This window comes from Pseudomonas mandelii (genome assembly GCF_900106065.1).
Lineage (GTDB): Bacteria > Pseudomonadota > Gammaproteobacteria > Pseudomonadales > Pseudomonadaceae > Aquipseudomonas > Aquipseudomonas mandelii.
Genome location: NZ_LT629796.1, coordinates 6778196 through 6792465, shown reverse-complemented (window position 1 = coordinate 6792465; position 14270 = coordinate 6778196). Strand labels below are relative to the sequence as shown.

At 55.1% G+C, this 14270-nt stretch carries 14 protein-coding genes; 7 read left to right on the top strand and 7 right to left on the bottom strand.

The window, feature by feature from the left end; all coding sequences use genetic code 11:
* The first annotated feature begins 136 nt into the window (after positions 1-136).
* The 4 genes from BLU63_RS31510 to BLU63_RS31495 all read left to right on the top strand — a co-directional run bounded on the left by BLU63_RS31510 (position 137) and on the right by BLU63_RS31495 (position 4094).
* Complete coding sequence (locus BLU63_RS31510) at positions 137-1636, top strand: purine-cytosine permease family protein (RefSeq protein ID WP_083377150.1); 1500 nt, start codon at positions 137-139, stop codon at positions 1634-1636.
* Positions 1633-2472 carry a nitrilase family protein gene (locus tag BLU63_RS31505; protein ID WP_083377149.1) on the top strand — a complete coding sequence of 280 codons (840 nt, stop codon included), beginning with the start codon at positions 1633-1635 and terminating at the stop codon, positions 2470-2472. The genes BLU63_RS31510 and BLU63_RS31505 overlap by 4 nt, the downstream gene beginning before the upstream one ends.
* Positions 2473-2731: 259 nt before the next feature.
* Positions 2732-3028, top strand: coding sequence for an ArsR/SmtB family transcription factor (locus BLU63_RS31500; RefSeq protein WP_010458965.1), 297 nt, complete (start codon positions 2732-2734; stop codon positions 3026-3028).
* A 55-nt stretch (positions 3029-3083) separates the two neighbouring features.
* Positions 3084-4094, top strand: a complete 1011-nt coding sequence (locus BLU63_RS31495) for a zinc-dependent alcohol dehydrogenase family protein (protein ID WP_083377148.1) — start codon at positions 3084-3086, stop codon at positions 4092-4094.
* A 222-nt stretch (positions 4095-4316) separates the two neighbouring features.
* On the opposite strand, the gene BLU63_RS31490 is transcribed toward BLU63_RS31495, so the two are convergent.
* On the bottom strand, positions 4317-5279 hold the full coding sequence (locus BLU63_RS31490; RefSeq protein WP_083377147.1) for an AraC family transcriptional regulator ligand-binding domain-containing protein: 963 nt from the start codon (positions 5277-5279) through the stop codon (positions 4317-4319).
* Between the two features lie 67 nt (positions 5280-5346).
* Between BLU63_RS31490 and BLU63_RS31485 the strand changes: the two genes are divergently transcribed.
* A complete protein-coding gene (locus BLU63_RS31485; protein ID WP_083377146.1) occupies positions 5347-6204 on the top strand; it encodes a sterol desaturase family protein in 858 nt (285 codons plus the stop codon).
* On the top strand, positions 6201-6794 hold the full coding sequence (locus BLU63_RS31480) for an NADPH-dependent FMN reductase (RefSeq protein WP_010458976.1): 594 nt from the start codon (positions 6201-6203) through the stop codon (positions 6792-6794). The genes BLU63_RS31485 and BLU63_RS31480 overlap by 4 nt, the downstream gene beginning before the upstream one ends.
* Positions 6795-7021: 227 nt before the next feature.
* Here the strand turns inward: BLU63_RS31480 and BLU63_RS31475 are convergent, their stop codons facing one another.
* The 4 genes from BLU63_RS31475 to BLU63_RS31460 form a co-directional block, all read right to left on the bottom strand.
* Positions 7022-8323 carry an ISL3-like element IS1411 family transposase gene (locus BLU63_RS31475; RefSeq protein WP_011920678.1) on the bottom strand — a complete coding sequence of 434 codons (1302 nt, stop codon included), beginning with the start codon at positions 8321-8323 and terminating at the stop codon, positions 7022-7024.
* 272 nt (positions 8324-8595) lie between these two features.
* Entirely contained in the window at positions 8596-8895 is a 300-nt protein-coding gene (locus BLU63_RS31470; RefSeq protein ID WP_083377145.1) for a hypothetical protein, read from the bottom strand.
* A gap of 238 nt (positions 8896-9133) precedes the next feature.
* Positions 9134-9616, bottom strand: coding sequence for a hypothetical protein (locus tag BLU63_RS31465; protein WP_010458980.1), 483 nt, complete (start codon positions 9614-9616; stop codon positions 9134-9136).
* A gap of 180 nt (positions 9617-9796) precedes the next feature.
* Positions 9797-10870, bottom strand: a complete 1074-nt coding sequence (locus BLU63_RS31460; protein ID WP_083377144.1) for an NAD(P)/FAD-dependent oxidoreductase — start codon at positions 10868-10870, stop codon at positions 9797-9799.
* A 593-nt stretch (positions 10871-11463) separates the two neighbouring features.
* Between BLU63_RS31460 and BLU63_RS31455 the strand changes: the two genes are divergently transcribed.
* Positions 11464-11823: a DUF6124 family protein gene (locus tag BLU63_RS31455; protein WP_010458984.1), complete on the top strand. Its 360-nt coding sequence runs from the start codon at positions 11464-11466 to the stop codon at positions 11821-11823.
* Between the two features lie 250 nt (positions 11824-12073).
* Here BLU63_RS31455 and BLU63_RS31450 read toward each other — a convergent pair whose 3' ends face one another.
* Both BLU63_RS31450 and BLU63_RS31445 read right to left on the bottom strand, forming a co-directional pair.
* The gene (locus BLU63_RS31450; RefSeq protein ID WP_231990928.1) at positions 12074-13057 is read right to left on the bottom strand and encodes an AEC family transporter; all 984 of its coding nucleotides are present in this window, start codon (positions 13055-13057) and stop codon (positions 12074-12076) included.
* 62 nt (positions 13058-13119) lie between these two features.
* Entirely contained in the window at positions 13120-14226 is a 1107-nt protein-coding gene (locus tag BLU63_RS31445; protein ID WP_083377142.1) for a mandelate racemase/muconate lactonizing enzyme family protein, read from the bottom strand.
* Positions 14227-14270: the final 44 nt, after the last annotated feature.

Here is a 14270-nt window from a genome sequence, read left to right as displayed (position 1 = left end):
ATGTTCATTCACATAGACGCGGATCTATGTAAACAGTGTGCCTGCGATATTTTATAGCCCTGACCCAGGCCCTACATTGCAATGAAACCGGCGCTTTGCCCATAAAAACAACAATCAACTGCATAGGAACAATCGTATGTCAGGGTCTCCTCATTCTGCGCACGCCCTCGAGGCGAGTGGCGGGTTGGCCATCGAAGGCCACTCGATCGATTACATTCCGGAAAACGAACGTCACGCCAAGCTCAGCAGCCAGGGCCCTTTCTGGTTTTTAGGCAACTTCCACTTCTTCACCATCTCCATCGGTTTTGTCGGCCCAAGCCTTGGCTTGTCGGCGCTGTGGACGATGCTGGCCGGTGCGCTCGGGATCATGTTCGGCACCATCTTCATGGCTTTTCACGGCTCGCAAGGTCCCGAAATGGGCCTCCCGCAAATGATCCAGTCCCGTGCCCAGTTCGGGTATCGCGGAGTGATCCTGGCCTTGATGGCGACGATGTTTGTGTTCGTCGGCTTCAACGTGGTGAACATCTCGCTGATCATGAACGGCCTTGAACACGTTTTCGGCATCGACCCGACCATTGTCGCCATCGTCGTGGTGCTGATCGGCGCGCTGCTGTCGATCTACGGCCACGACCTGATGCACAAAGCCTTCAAATGGGCATTGCTGGCGACCTTGCCGCTGTATGCGCTAGTCACCATCGCCCTGATGTTCGGTGCAGGCCAGGAAGGCGTCGCCCCGGCGACCGACCTGGGCTTCAGCTGGGTTGCGTTCGCCACGCTGTTTGCCATCGGCGCGAGCTACAACATTTCCTACGCGCCCTATGTCTCCGACTATTCCCGTTACCTGCCGAAAAACACCAGTCGGCCAAAACTGATCGCCGCCGTGTTCATCGGCGCATCGTTGTCGGGGAGCTGGATGATCGGCCTCGGCGCCTGGCTCGCGCAGCAGTTGAAAGCGGCGGATGCGCTGGTGGCGCTTAACCAGGTCGGATCGTCGATGATCCCGGGCCTGGGCAACGTGTTGGTCATCGTCTCCGTGGCAGGCTTCCTGCCGATCATCGCGCTCAACACTTACAGCGCCATGCTGACGTTATTGACCGGCGTCGACTCGATCAAAAAAATCACGCCAACCCCTCGCGCCCGGGTCATGTCGATCTCCGCGATCAGCGTCATCCTGTTGACCTGCGTGCTGTCGATCAAGGGCGATGGCATCGCGCTGTTGAACACCTTCCTCGTGCTGCTGTTGTACTTTCTCGTGCCCTGGACCGCGGTCAATCTGGTCGACTACTTCTTCGTGCGCAAAGGCCGCTACGCGATCCCGCATTTCTTCACACCGAAGGGCATCTACGGCGCCTGGCAATTCCGAGGGATCGTTTCGTACCTGATCGGATTTGCCGCGATGGTGCCGTTCTTCTACATCTTCGATGCCGCCGCCGGCAAAGAAGTGTTCGTCGGGCCGCTGGCGCGCATGCTCGAAGGCGTGGACATCGCCTGGCTGGTCGGCCTGGTGGTTTCGGGCCTGGCGTATTACCTGCTCAGCCGTTCGATCGACCTTGAATACGAACGCCGAATCATCGACTCGATCACCGAGAGCGACATTGTTGCCATGGCTCATCAGCCAGTGGAGGAGGGACGTTGAACAGCGTGAAAAATACCGTGGTCGCCTGCTGCCAAGTGGCACCGAAAATAGGCGACCTCGCTTACAACCGGACACTGACAGAACGAGCGATTCGCTCGGCGGCGTTGCAAGGCGCCCAAGTGGTGGTGCTGCCCGAACTGGTGCAGAGCGGCTACCTGTTTGCTGACCGCGACGAAGCGTTGTCCCTGTCCGAAACAACCGACGGACCGACCCTGCGCCTGTGGACGGCGTTGGCGAAAGAATTGAATGTCGTTGTCGTGGGCGGATTCTGCGAACGACTGCAAGGCGATGCACTGGCCAACAGCGCGGCGATGATCGACCCCCAAGGCCTGCGCGCCGTGTATCGCAAGGCACACCTGTGGGACGCGGAAAGCGAAATCTTCAGACCCGGCAACGAAGCGCCGCCGGTGGTCGAAACGGTCCATGGACGGATCGGCATGCTGATTTGCTACGACCTGGAGTTTCCGGAATGGGTGCGACTGCCGGCGCTGGCCGGTGCAGAATTGCTCTGCGCTCCCGTCAATTGGCCCGATGGACCGAGGCCACCAACCGAGCGCCCGGCCGAGGTGGTGCGGGTTCAGGCCAATGCGTCGGTGAACCGGATGTTTATTGCCGCGTGTGATCGGCATGGGCATGAACGCGGGGTTGGATGGGTGCAAGGTTCGGTGATTGTCGATGCTGATGGTTATCCGTTGGCGGGGCCGGCGGAGCAGGGGGGAGAGCAGATTTTGTTGGCCACACTTAACCTCGCTGAGGCGCGGAATAAGCGGATTAGTGCGCGTAATGATTTGCATCGGGATCGGCGGTTGGGGTTGTATGGAGGCGGCGAGGAGTGAAGCGGTAGGCTGTGCCTATTGGCTATCCGCCCATACTGCTTCTGGCCGATTTTCTGCCTGGTACGAAGGACAGCAATCGGCCAGACGTTCAAACATAGACCGGGGATGTCTACCAGAGCGGAACAGTTCAAGCAGTCATTCAGTACATCGACAAAAGTAGGGGTGATTCAGCTGGATGAGTTTGTTTGATTTCAAACCCTTGCCAATGCTAATAGATTATTTATTGAACATTTCGTAAAAAAGCGTAGCATTGCCGACCATGATACTCGAACAGCTCAAAGCCCTGGCCAATGACACTCGCATGCAAATGATGGAGTGGCTCAAAGACCCACTTAATAATTTCCCACCTCAGGATCATGGAGATCCTGCGATAGGGGTGTGCGTAACCCATTTGCAGCACAAGGCAGGGCTTTCACCTTCTACCGCGTCTGCACACTTAGCTATCTTGCAGCGCGCAGGCTTCGTGCTAACCACCCGCATCGGAAAGTGGACTTACTACCGGCGCAATGAGCAGGCGATTGACGACTTTGCGGCCAGGTTGATCATCGAATTGTAATTTTTAAACTTTCATTTCGTTATTTCGCGTAATTAGAAAACATAAGGAACCCCCTATGAGCAGCAAAACGATCTTCGTCCAACCCGGTGGCGGCTATGAAAACGTTGTGGTTGGCAGCAGCGAAGTCCAAGCCGCAGCGCTTGGCGAAATCACCGTACGACTTCACGCCAACTCGCTCAACTACCACGACTTCGCGGTGGTCAGCGGTATGTGGGGCCCTAGCGAAAAACGCATCCCCATGGCCGATGGTGCAGGTGAAGTCATTGCTGTCGGCCCTGATGTCACTGAATTCAAGGTGGGTGACTCGGTCGTCAGCACCTTCTTCCCGGAGTGGATCGACGGTGTGCCACTGGTTGAAGGCTTTGTCAGCGTGCCAGGCGATGGCATTGACGGCTACGCTCGTGAGCAAGTGACGGCCAAAGCCACATCGTTTACCCTCGCGCCTACTGGCTACAGCCATGCTGAAGCGTCGACGCTTACCACCGCTGGCCTTACTGCATGGCGCGCCCTGATGGCCGATGACTCACTCAAGCCGGGCGACACCGTGCTCGTCCAAGGCACTGGTGGCGTTTCAATTTTCGCCCTGCAGTTCGCTAAAATGGCCGGTGCTACCGTCATTGCTACCTCTTCAAGCGACGAAAAACTTGAACGTCTGAAAGCTCTAGGCGCCGATCATGTCATCAATTACCGCAAAGACCTTAACTGGGGCGAAACTGCACGCGCTCTAACGGGTGGCCGTGGTGTTGACCACATCATCGAAGTCGGCGGCCCTGCGACGCTTGAGCAATCGATGATTGCAATTCGGGTTGCTGGTCACATTTCCGTCATCGGGATATTGAGTGGCGTAAGCGGTGCAATGAATTTTGTACCGGCACTGATCAAGCAAGTGCGTCTGCAGGGTGTATTGGTGGGTAGCCGCAGCCAGCAGCAAGACATGATCCGGGCCATCAATGCTAATGGCATGCGCCCGATTATTGATCGTCATTTCCCTTTGAGCGAGATTGTCGAAGCGTTCAAGTATCAGGAAACCAACCAGCATTTCGGCAAAATTTGTCTGGATATCTAAGCCCGCATGAATGGGCATGATCCATATGCCTATCTCAAAGAGCCCATTGCTCCCTGTCGCACCGGCAGCTATGTGTAAAAGGGGGCTGATTTATTTGTGATCCAGGTGCCTGAAGCGCTGTTAAAAATAAATCCGTCCCCTTTTTTCAAAGGAAATTACTGGCGTGGGATGAGGTGATTTGTGAGGTAACGCTGTTGTTCCGAAAAGTTCGGGCCCGCCACATTACTTCCTGTCACGCCATCGACTTCGGGCGTGGAGATACGCCGTCAAATCGCTGTAGCCTAGTTGAGCTGCAATCTCCGTTAATGACTCTCCTTGCAATTCAAGATGCAGTTCCAATTCTGCGCGAATCTGATCGAGCAATTGCCTGAAGGTTGTACCTTCCTCTTCCAGTCGTCTCCGTAAGGTCCTTGGCGTCTGGTGCAGCGCCTTCGCCAGATTGTCCAGATTGGGAGTTTCACCTCTCGCTAGAGATCGTCGCGCTCCTTCAGCAACCTTGGCTGACCAACCGCTGAAATTCCGATGCACGGCGATCCGTCGATCCAGTTCCTGGGTCAATAACTCAAGCATCCCGTGATGACGTGTCTGCATCGGCAGGCTCAAGCTTCGAGCATCGAAATAGAAGCAGTTAATCGGACAGTCAAACTCGACACGACCCCCAAACCATTGGGTGTATTGCTTGTAATACGACGGACGAGCGTGAGTAAATCTTGCCAGGACCGGCTGCACCTGCTGCCCTGTTCCACGCCGCAACTGCGCGATGGACATTGCGCCGTAGTGCTCAATGACATAGCGCGCCAGCTCACTGGGCGCATCGACGCACAGCTCGATGCCGACGCCGTTTTCATCATTGAGCAGTCTCACCGTGTCTGTGTCCGCCGCAAGCCGCGCGTACCGGGCCCAAAGCTTCATGGATGATAAAACGTCGGGGCTGTACAAGCACAGATAGGCCAGGACGTGCCAGTCCTGAGGCGTGAATAGCGTGAACAGTTTCAACCCGATCGCCGGATCGATGCGCGCCGCCTCGCGCCAAAGCTGATCCAGCTCGATCAGGCTGTAATCCCTGTTTTCTCTCAGGGCCTGGCTATCCAGGAAACGCTCCAGCACCTGGCCCAGTTTGCCGCGGTGAAAGCGCTGGGGCGAACGATTGACCTGTTCTCGCTCAATTTTGTCCGTTTCGCGCATAGGGACGGCTTACTCGTTGGCTTCTAATGAAATGGCATTGCCCGCAAGGGCCTTAATCGAGAGTGCCATGAATACAATAATGCTCGCCAACAATCCTTCCGTAGTAGTGGCCGGGATATTCCTTGCCTTCATCTTGCTGGAACTCGCGTGTTCTTCGCTCCGACACCCGTTGAGCGGGAAGCGTGACGTACTGATCGAAGTCATAGGCTCCGGGATCCTGGTTGCAATCACGTTCCCCAGTGTCATGTGGCTCAGTGGAAAAATCCTGAGCCTGGCTGTTCCGGAAATGAAAGGCGCCCTGGCCACCATTCCTTGGGTCGCAGGGTTCGTGTTGTTTCTAGTACTGGATGACATGACTCAATACTGGTGGCATCGACTGACACATCGGGTCCCGGCACTTTATGCGCTGCACCGCGCTCATCACTCCGCGCCCTACATGAGTGTCCGCATCGTTTATCGAAACAACAGCTTCTACTACATGCTGATGCCCGGCATCTGGCTGTCCGGCATACTGATCTATCTAGGGCTTGCGCATATTTACTATGTTTATCTGATCCTGAAGATGATCGTCATCTTCGCAGCGCACAGCAGCGTTGCGTGGGATGACAAACTGTATGGCATCCGTGTGTTGCGTCCTATTGTCTGGGTTCTGGAGCGAACGATTTCCACCCCCTCCACTCATTCAGCCCATCACGGCTTGACTGCCGAGGATGGTGTCACGCATTACAAGGGCAACTTCGGCAACCTGTTGTTCTTCTGGGACATCCTGTTCGGTACGGCCAAAATTACCCGCCGGCGTCCGCCCTTATACGGTATCGAACACTTGTCACCGATCAGCTGGAAAGAAGAGTTGTTCTGGCCCATCGTGCGTTCACGCCGTGTCGCCCCCAAAGCACACAAGGCTAAACAGAAGGTGGCGCAATGAGCCGTCATATCGTTCTGCTGTCTGGATCGAATAGATCAAACAGCCAATCACTCAAAGTCGCAAAATACTTGCGCGACCGATTAGAGCAACTTGGTCTTTGTGATTCAGGCGAACTGCTGAACTTGGCTTCCAGTCGGCTACCGCTGTGGCCAGAAGAAGACATTGATGGAATCTGGAATGTCCAGCAAACCATCCTCAAAAAAGCTACCGCACTGATCGTGATCAGCCCGGAGTGGAATGGCATGGCTTGCCCGGCGCTGAAAAATTTCTTTTTGTACGCAGGACTCGGTGAACTTGGACACAAGCCTGCGCTCCTGGTGGGGGTTTCGGCTGGGCTCGGGGGAGCCTATCCAATTGCTGAATTGCGTGCTTCGAGCTACAAAAACAGCCGGATCATGTATTTGCCTGAACAACTCATCATAAGAAATGTTGAATCGATGATGAATAGCGAAATTCCCTCAGACGAAAATGATATTCGCATCCGCACACGTATCGACTGGGCTTTGCATTTACTTTGTCAATACGATGACGCCTTACGCACGATACGAACTGCAATCAAACACCCACCTGAGTTCTCTACGGGGATGTAAAACTGTCGCACCTCAACGAATTGAATAAATAAACCTTGCGCTAATGTGTGCATTTCAACCACGTCGATGCAAAAACATTCAATATTGAGCCAGCAGGGTGTTGCATCGACGGGATGATCTAAGTCAAACGGATACGCGGTTGGCATGGTTAAAAACCACCATCAACGCACCAGCAATTAAGATGCAGCGATTAATTACAAATGCGATTGTTTACAGGCTCTTCGCATTTAAGGGTGTAGCTGATTTCTAAACCCTCCTGACTTCAGCAAGCACCTGGCTATGTAATTGGTTAAATTTCTAAAGCCCAAGGCGGTACCTCGTAAGTGCTCAAGTCGCCCGTTGATAGCTTCTGTTGGACCGTTGCTGGTTCCTGGCCGGTCGAAGTAGGCAAGGATGCTCTCAGCGTATTTTTTCAGCGTTTCCCCCAAGCCTTTCACCTCGATGAGCGCTTTGGGCAAGTCGCTGGCTGTAATGATATTTATGACCTCTTCCATGAGTTTTTTACCACGTTTTCGATCCGGCTCGTTGTAGGCGCTGACCACCCGTTGGTACATGCTCCAGGTGCAATCCACTTCGAGGTGGTGCTCATCTGCAAACAGCTGGAACAGTTGCTTTTTGTTGGCGTCAGACAGGTAGCTGATCCGAGTCAGTAGCGTTCGACGGCTTTTGTAGAGCGGGTCATTTTTACGCCCTCTGCGGCCCAGGATGTCGTGTTGCACACGCCGGCGGCATTCATCCAGCATGTTGCTTGCCCAGCGCACGACATGGAAAGGATCCAGCACGGTTTGGGCTTGAGGCAGGGCTTCTTGCGCTGCAGATTTAAACCCCGTAAAACCGTCCATGGCAATGCTTTCGATCTGGTCACGCCACGATTTGGGGCGACTCTGTAGCCATTGCTTAAAGGCTTGTTTGGAGCGGCCTTCCAGCACATCGAGCAAGCGGGCCGGCCCGTTTTTGTTACGCACGGGCGTAAGGTCAACCACGATGGTGACGTACTTGTCACCACAGCGTGTATGTCGCCAAACATGCTCATCCACGCCCAGCACGGTCACACCGTCAAAACGTGTCGAGTCATTAAAAAGCAGGCGCCGTCCTTCGTTGATAATGGCATTATTAGCGGTGTGCCATGCAACATCAAGCTGGCTCGCAACACGAGATACCGACAGATGATCCAGCACGATGGCAGCTAATGCCCAGCGTATCGCCCCATATGAAAGCTTTGAACGTGGAGGTGCTGCACTGTTTGTATCTTCATGCCAGAAACAGCCGCAAGCACAACGCCAGCGACGGATACGCAGCAGCAATCTGGTTGGTCGTTGTCCGTAAGGTGTGTGAGCAAGATGCCTATCGACAGTACCGCGTGAAACACCAGCAGCCCCGCACTTGGGGCATGGCTCGGGTGCTTTGGTTAAACGACATTCGATGACGGCGCGCTCTGCACAAAGATGTTGTCCAGTGGCAGTCAGGCCGAGGTTATTCAGTTGGCAAAAGCTGGAAAGATCAGGGCTAGAAAAGGTAAGATTGTTCACGTCGGGGGCTTAGTTTTTGTTGGTGTGAGAGCTTACATTTTCTAAGATCCTCGACTCCTTTTCCAGCCGGTCAGATTTTTTCTACACCCTTAAATGCGAAGAGCCTGTTTACAACTCAATCTTAATAGCTCATGACGCTGGAATAACTATTTCGCGACAGACAACCGTCGGCCAATAATTGCCTGTTATGAATGTCCGTTTAGGGCCGTTTTCTACCCGTCGCGAAGGGCAGTTATCGACCCAAAGCTGACCTTCAGATGGGTAAATTTTTGTCACCTCGTGAATGGCATCTTCAAGGACTTCGCGATCCGACCTAAAATTTTTATGCATTTTTCAGAAACAACGAGCGGTGGTTCGTTAATCATGTAAAGCAGGTGTTCGAACGCTACTCCAGCCTCGTTGTGATCGACATAATCCAGAACTATTTCACCACCATTCTCTAAACCTGCCTGAGCTAATGCATGGTCTTCCGGTACAGGGCCGAGCTGGTCGTATGCAATGGACATCAGCGTCGAGATTTCCTCAAGTGCCTCAACGAAATCGGCCCTCAAGTCGTTGTTAAGGTGGCTCATAACAAACATTCCTTCGATTATGGTGACCTGCGTTCCGTTCCCGTCTGGTCGATTGTTGCCCAAGACCTGGTCTTTGCGCACTGAGCCGATGGACCTGCGTGCCGGTACCGAGACGGCATTGGGCCGGGTGATCGCATTCTTTGGTCGCAAGGAGGCGATCGGCAAGTGAACACAGTATTGGCGCAATTGCTAAAAGCCAACGCTGAATCGGACTTGTGCAGTGTCTGGTTGGCTAGCGTCACCGATGAGTGTAATGCTGCTGTATGAAGTCGTGATCGACTTCGACCAGTCGAGGGTATCTGCTTTCGTCAAGCGTTTCGCGAAGTCGCCTAGAGTAGCTTGCCTGCTCAAAGGCAACTTGGCACCTGGCGCTGTCAAAGAATGACCGGAGATGGGCGAGTGCCTGATCAAATGCAGGGCTTTCAATACGCAGAAATAGACCTGTCAAATCTTGCTGGTCCGTGAGTTCTCGATACAAGTCGATTGCGAAAATACTGCCTCCGTTATTTTGAGCATGATACACATGCACGTCGCCGTAGCCGTTGTAAAGGTGGGCGAAATACAACTCGTGGAGTTCGATAATGTTGACGGGAATTTCAAGGGTGGTAAATACCGCCTGCAGGTCGGCGCTGGGAGCCTTCCGGTCACCTTCCCAGGTTACTAAATCTGACATCGAAACACAGATGTCGAATTCTTTGGCATAGATGGTTTTTTTGGACATTCTCATTCCATCGCTGAGTGTTGGAATTTTTAAGGGTGGAGCTTCATAAGGCATCGACTACGGGTTATGCCTGATATCGACCGGACGAAGCATCAGCTCATCACAGAAAGAACCAGCGGTCGCTATTCTATCTCCGCGAGAGGCCGGAAATGACCTATTGCTGCCTCACAAGAGGATCCCCTACGCTTGCAAAAATCGATCGGGCCGGCATGGGCAAAGGGAACTGGACGCCTTGTCATCGATGATCTCCTCGCTGGCCAGACGTCCCACTATTGCCGCCAAAGTAATTCCGGGGTGCATTGCACAAACATAGACGCCACCTACTTTGGGTAGATAACCGATGATGGGGATGCCATCGGCAGGCATGGGCCTGAGTCCGACACAAGCCCATTCCGGATCTATGGAAACAACACCATGGAGTTCGTTCTGGATTGTCTTGGCAGTTCGAAGCGCTATCGCTGCCGGCTGATTTTCCATGGCGTCGTCCAGGTAATCTTCTGCCGCCAGCAACGCACCATCCGAACTTTGCCTCACTTCCATTTCAGGGCTGGAGATGAGGGTGTGCACGAGGTTGGGTTGTGACTTGTAACGGATGAAAATGGCAGGCGAGGCCTCTATCGGCAGGGACACTCCAAGCATGTCTGTCAGCTTCGTGATGCCTGTCCCGGCTGCCAATACGACAATATCGGCATCGATGATGCCTATTGTTGTTTCGACTCCGGTCACCGTTGCACTCTGGGTTACAAAACCGAGCACTCGCGTCTGAGTGAGAATCTTCGCCCCATACGCCTGGGCACCTGCGATCAACGCATGCGTAGCTGCCACTGCGTCCAGCGCTCCTTCTTCAGCCGCATATAGAGCAGACTGGGGAGGGTTCTTGAGATTTGGTTCAAGGTCGAGAATCTGCGATCGAGACACCAGATTTGCCGAAGCTTGGTGACCTGGGATCGGCAGCGCTCCAATCGCCATCACGCTGTAAGACAAGGCACCTGTCCATCGTATCTCCAGACCAGGCAGCTGCGTTTCGAGTCGGCGGTACTCCTTGATGGCAGAACCGCGCAGTTGCGCAATTGGATCAGGTTCGGGGTGTGAGGTATTGAGCCAAGCGAATGAGCTGCCAGTCACTCCCGAAGCTATATCTTCAGCCTCTACCAAGGTGACATTCGCGCCTTTACCGGCCAAGTGATACGCCAATGACGCGCCAACGATGCCTGCACCAATGACAACGATTCGTCTGCCCTGACCACTTCCCATATCAACCTCCGTTCTGTCGATGTGACGATGGTACGACAGCTGGATGATTTCATGACATGAGAACCTGATCGTCCAGGACGCTTTTTGAGTGTCTGCTTTTGGTCGATAACAGGCTGATTCAAGAGACCACGTTGCTATCACACTTGCGACGGTCATCTTGTAAATACGGCAGTGGCTTCCTGAGTTTTTTTCGAAGCTTTCACCGCCTGTAGGAAGCGCGTATCAGCTTTTTCAACACCCCTTGAGCGCGCATGTTTAAACGCCCTCAAGGTTACGTCCTGAAAGCTACAAAACCTTGCGCCGTTGCCTACGGCTGCACCAGAATCCGCCGGCTTGTGCGCTTTTGGGCTGCTCGGTAACTTGATTCCCGTCACTGCCCTTCAGTGATCGGGTTTAGCAGCCCGGGGTTACAAGCAAGCTGCACGAGCTCTTGTCAGTCAGGCATTCCCACGCCTGCACTTGATGGTGGTTGTGCGCAGGGCGCCTTCGGGCGCGCCGGCTTTGCTAGCTTCCCCGGTCTGCTAACCTGCGTACAGCTGCCTCCCTCTCGTTTAGCAGCAAGAAGGTTGGCGCTCAATTTGAGAAGCGAGCTTATGTTCAAAATTACACCTAACCCACCAGACACCGATCCAGTGTCCCCCTACGAACCCGATTCAAAAAAACTCAACGAAGCCGCCGAACGCGCCCTCGATTTCCACTTCCCATCAAGCGCCGATATCAAAGCCACCCCGCGTACCTCCAGCAAACTGTTTTCCGTAGACCCGGAGGCCACAGCCGAAACCCTGGCGGTTTTTTTGGTCGAGACGTTGGCGTCGGTCGACGTGATGGTCCATCAGTTGGTGGATCATCTGGAGGGGGAGTCGCGCTATGCCTTGCTGGGCATTTCAAACAGCATCATGGTGGCGGAGATTACGGCGAACCGGGTGTTGGATAGGGTTGAGCCGTCTAAGTAGTTGCTGACCTGTGGTGAGGGGGATTGCTTGCACTGGGTGGCGAGGCGGCCTTAACAGATGGGCCTGCTGCGCAGGCCAGCGGGAGCGAGCTCCCTCGCCACAGGTTGTTTGTTGTTTGTTCTATTTGTGTTTGTAAAAACGGGACGCTTGGCGTCCCGTTTTTTAGGGCGGTGGTATCAGCCTCCGGCGTGTTTATTTAACGCCTCTGCCGCTGCAGCGATTCCAGCCTGGCGCCTGCGCGAGCCAGCAGTCAAGCAGCGGCAAGCCCGCCATCAATCAGGTAGATCGCAAAGGAGAACGTCACGATCGACAGCACGGTGCTGACCAGAATGGAGGTCGCGGCTTCGCTTTGATAGGCGCCGGTCTGGTTCGCAAACATCGCCGGGATCGTCGCCGATGGAAGGGCGCAAAGCAGGATCATCTGTTGTGCGTACAGGCCATGAGTGCCGAGCAGTACCGTGGCGCCGAACATTAACACCGGGTGAATGAGCAGCTTGAGCCCAAGGTTGCCCCAGACTTCACCGGACATTTTCAGTTTCTCCGACGACATGATCAGTCCCAGGCACAGCAGGGATACACCGGGCGTGGCCTTGCCGAGAAGGGTGAAAGACTCCGCCGCAAGCGCAGGCAACTCGACCTGCAGCACGGACAGTAGAATCCCCAGGGCCGGCGCCCACATCAGCGGACGACGTACCGCCCCTGAAAGGCTCGACAAAAACGCCTGGCCGCCATTGGCCTTTCCATCAGCGATGGTGAGCAACATGGTCGTCAGCGGGATCATCACCAGGCTCGCGACCAGGTTGAGTACCAGCACCGAGTAGATGCTGCCCGCGCCGAACATTGCACCCAGGATAGGGATGCCCATGAAGGCGGCGTCTGGATAACCGTTCACGAAGCCCTTGAGCGTTGCCACCTTGAGATCGCGAGTGCTGAACCAGCCGATCGCCAGCGCTATCGTGTACATGCCCATGATGCCGATGAACGTCGCCACGATGAACTTGAAGTCGAAGAGCTGTTCACGGGGCGTGCTCGCCATCCCGACAAAAAGCAGCGCCGGGAATATCCAGCCCAGCACCAGGCGGCTGATCAGCAGGCTGTCCGAATGGGTCAGCCGTCCGCGCTTGCCGGCGATATAGCCCAGCGCGATCACAAAGGCGACGGGCAAGATGGGTCCTACGATCCTGTCTAACATGTCATCAATCCTCGTATTTATTTTTATCAAGAATGTCGTCATGGCTGATCGAGGCCGACACGTCGGCGTCGATCAACGTTGCAATGAGCCAGCGGCTTATGGGGTCAAGGTTTGAAGCGGTAATCCCGGATGACGTCCTGGTCAGGCTCGATGCCGAGTCCCGGCCCTTGCGGTACGTCGATGCGTCCGTTACGCGGGATGATGGCGTCGCCATAGAGTTGCGCTTCGAGGTCGAAGTAACGCCATTCGACCAGTGACTTGGCGCCGCCCAGGGCTGCACTTCCATGCACCGCCGCCAGCAGGCCGGGGCCGTCATAAAAGGCGTGGACCATCACGGTGACGCCATGGGCGTTGGCCAGTGCATAGACTTTTTGCAGTTCGGTGATGCCGCCCATTTTGGCGGGGCTTGGCTGCACGAAATCCACCGCGCCGGCCTCAAGCAGGTGCTGGAAGTCCATGAGCGTCGAGGCATTTTCGCCAGCCGCAACCGGGATGCCGCCGTGTGCGCGCACCCTTGCCAACCCCGAGTAGTCTTCCGGCGGCCACACCGGTTCTTCGATCCAGCGCAGGTTCAACGGGCGAAGTTTCTCGGTCATGTCCAGCGCTTCGCGCACCGTCCACGGAGCGTTGACGTCGAGGGTGATTTCCACGCCGGGGCCAGCGGCTTCGCACGCAGCGCGGATGACGTCGATATCCACTTCGTGCAGCTTGAGGTGGCGGAAACCGCTGTTGACTGCGCGCTGCACATTGACGCGGATGAGTTCGGGGTCTGCATACCGGATCAGGCTTGCGTACGCCGCAAGAGACGTGGCCTCACTGCCGCCCAGCAACTGGTAAATCGGTTTTTCGGCGGCTTTGCCCGCGATATCCCACAGCGCGATGTCAATCGCCGAGAGGCCATAGATGAACGCGCCGCTGCGACCGAAAACGTGAAACTTCCTCTGCAGATCGCCCTGTAATTTCTCCCGTCGAGTGACATCGCTGCCAATCAGTTCAGGCGCAAGGATGGTGTCGATCACCACTTTTACCGCCGGGATAGCGGTGAAGCCGAAGGTTTCGCCCCAGCCAACGATCCCGTCGTCGGTGGTGATCTTGACCACGAGAGAGTCGACCATTTGCAGGTCTTTCGGCCCCCAGACCCCGCCGGCCGACGGGCCGCCCGTGGTGAAGGGAATACGAAGCGGAATGGTTTCAATGCTGGCAATTTTCATAGGATTGCGCCTCAAGCGGGTTGCGAAGCTGACACGGCAATTTT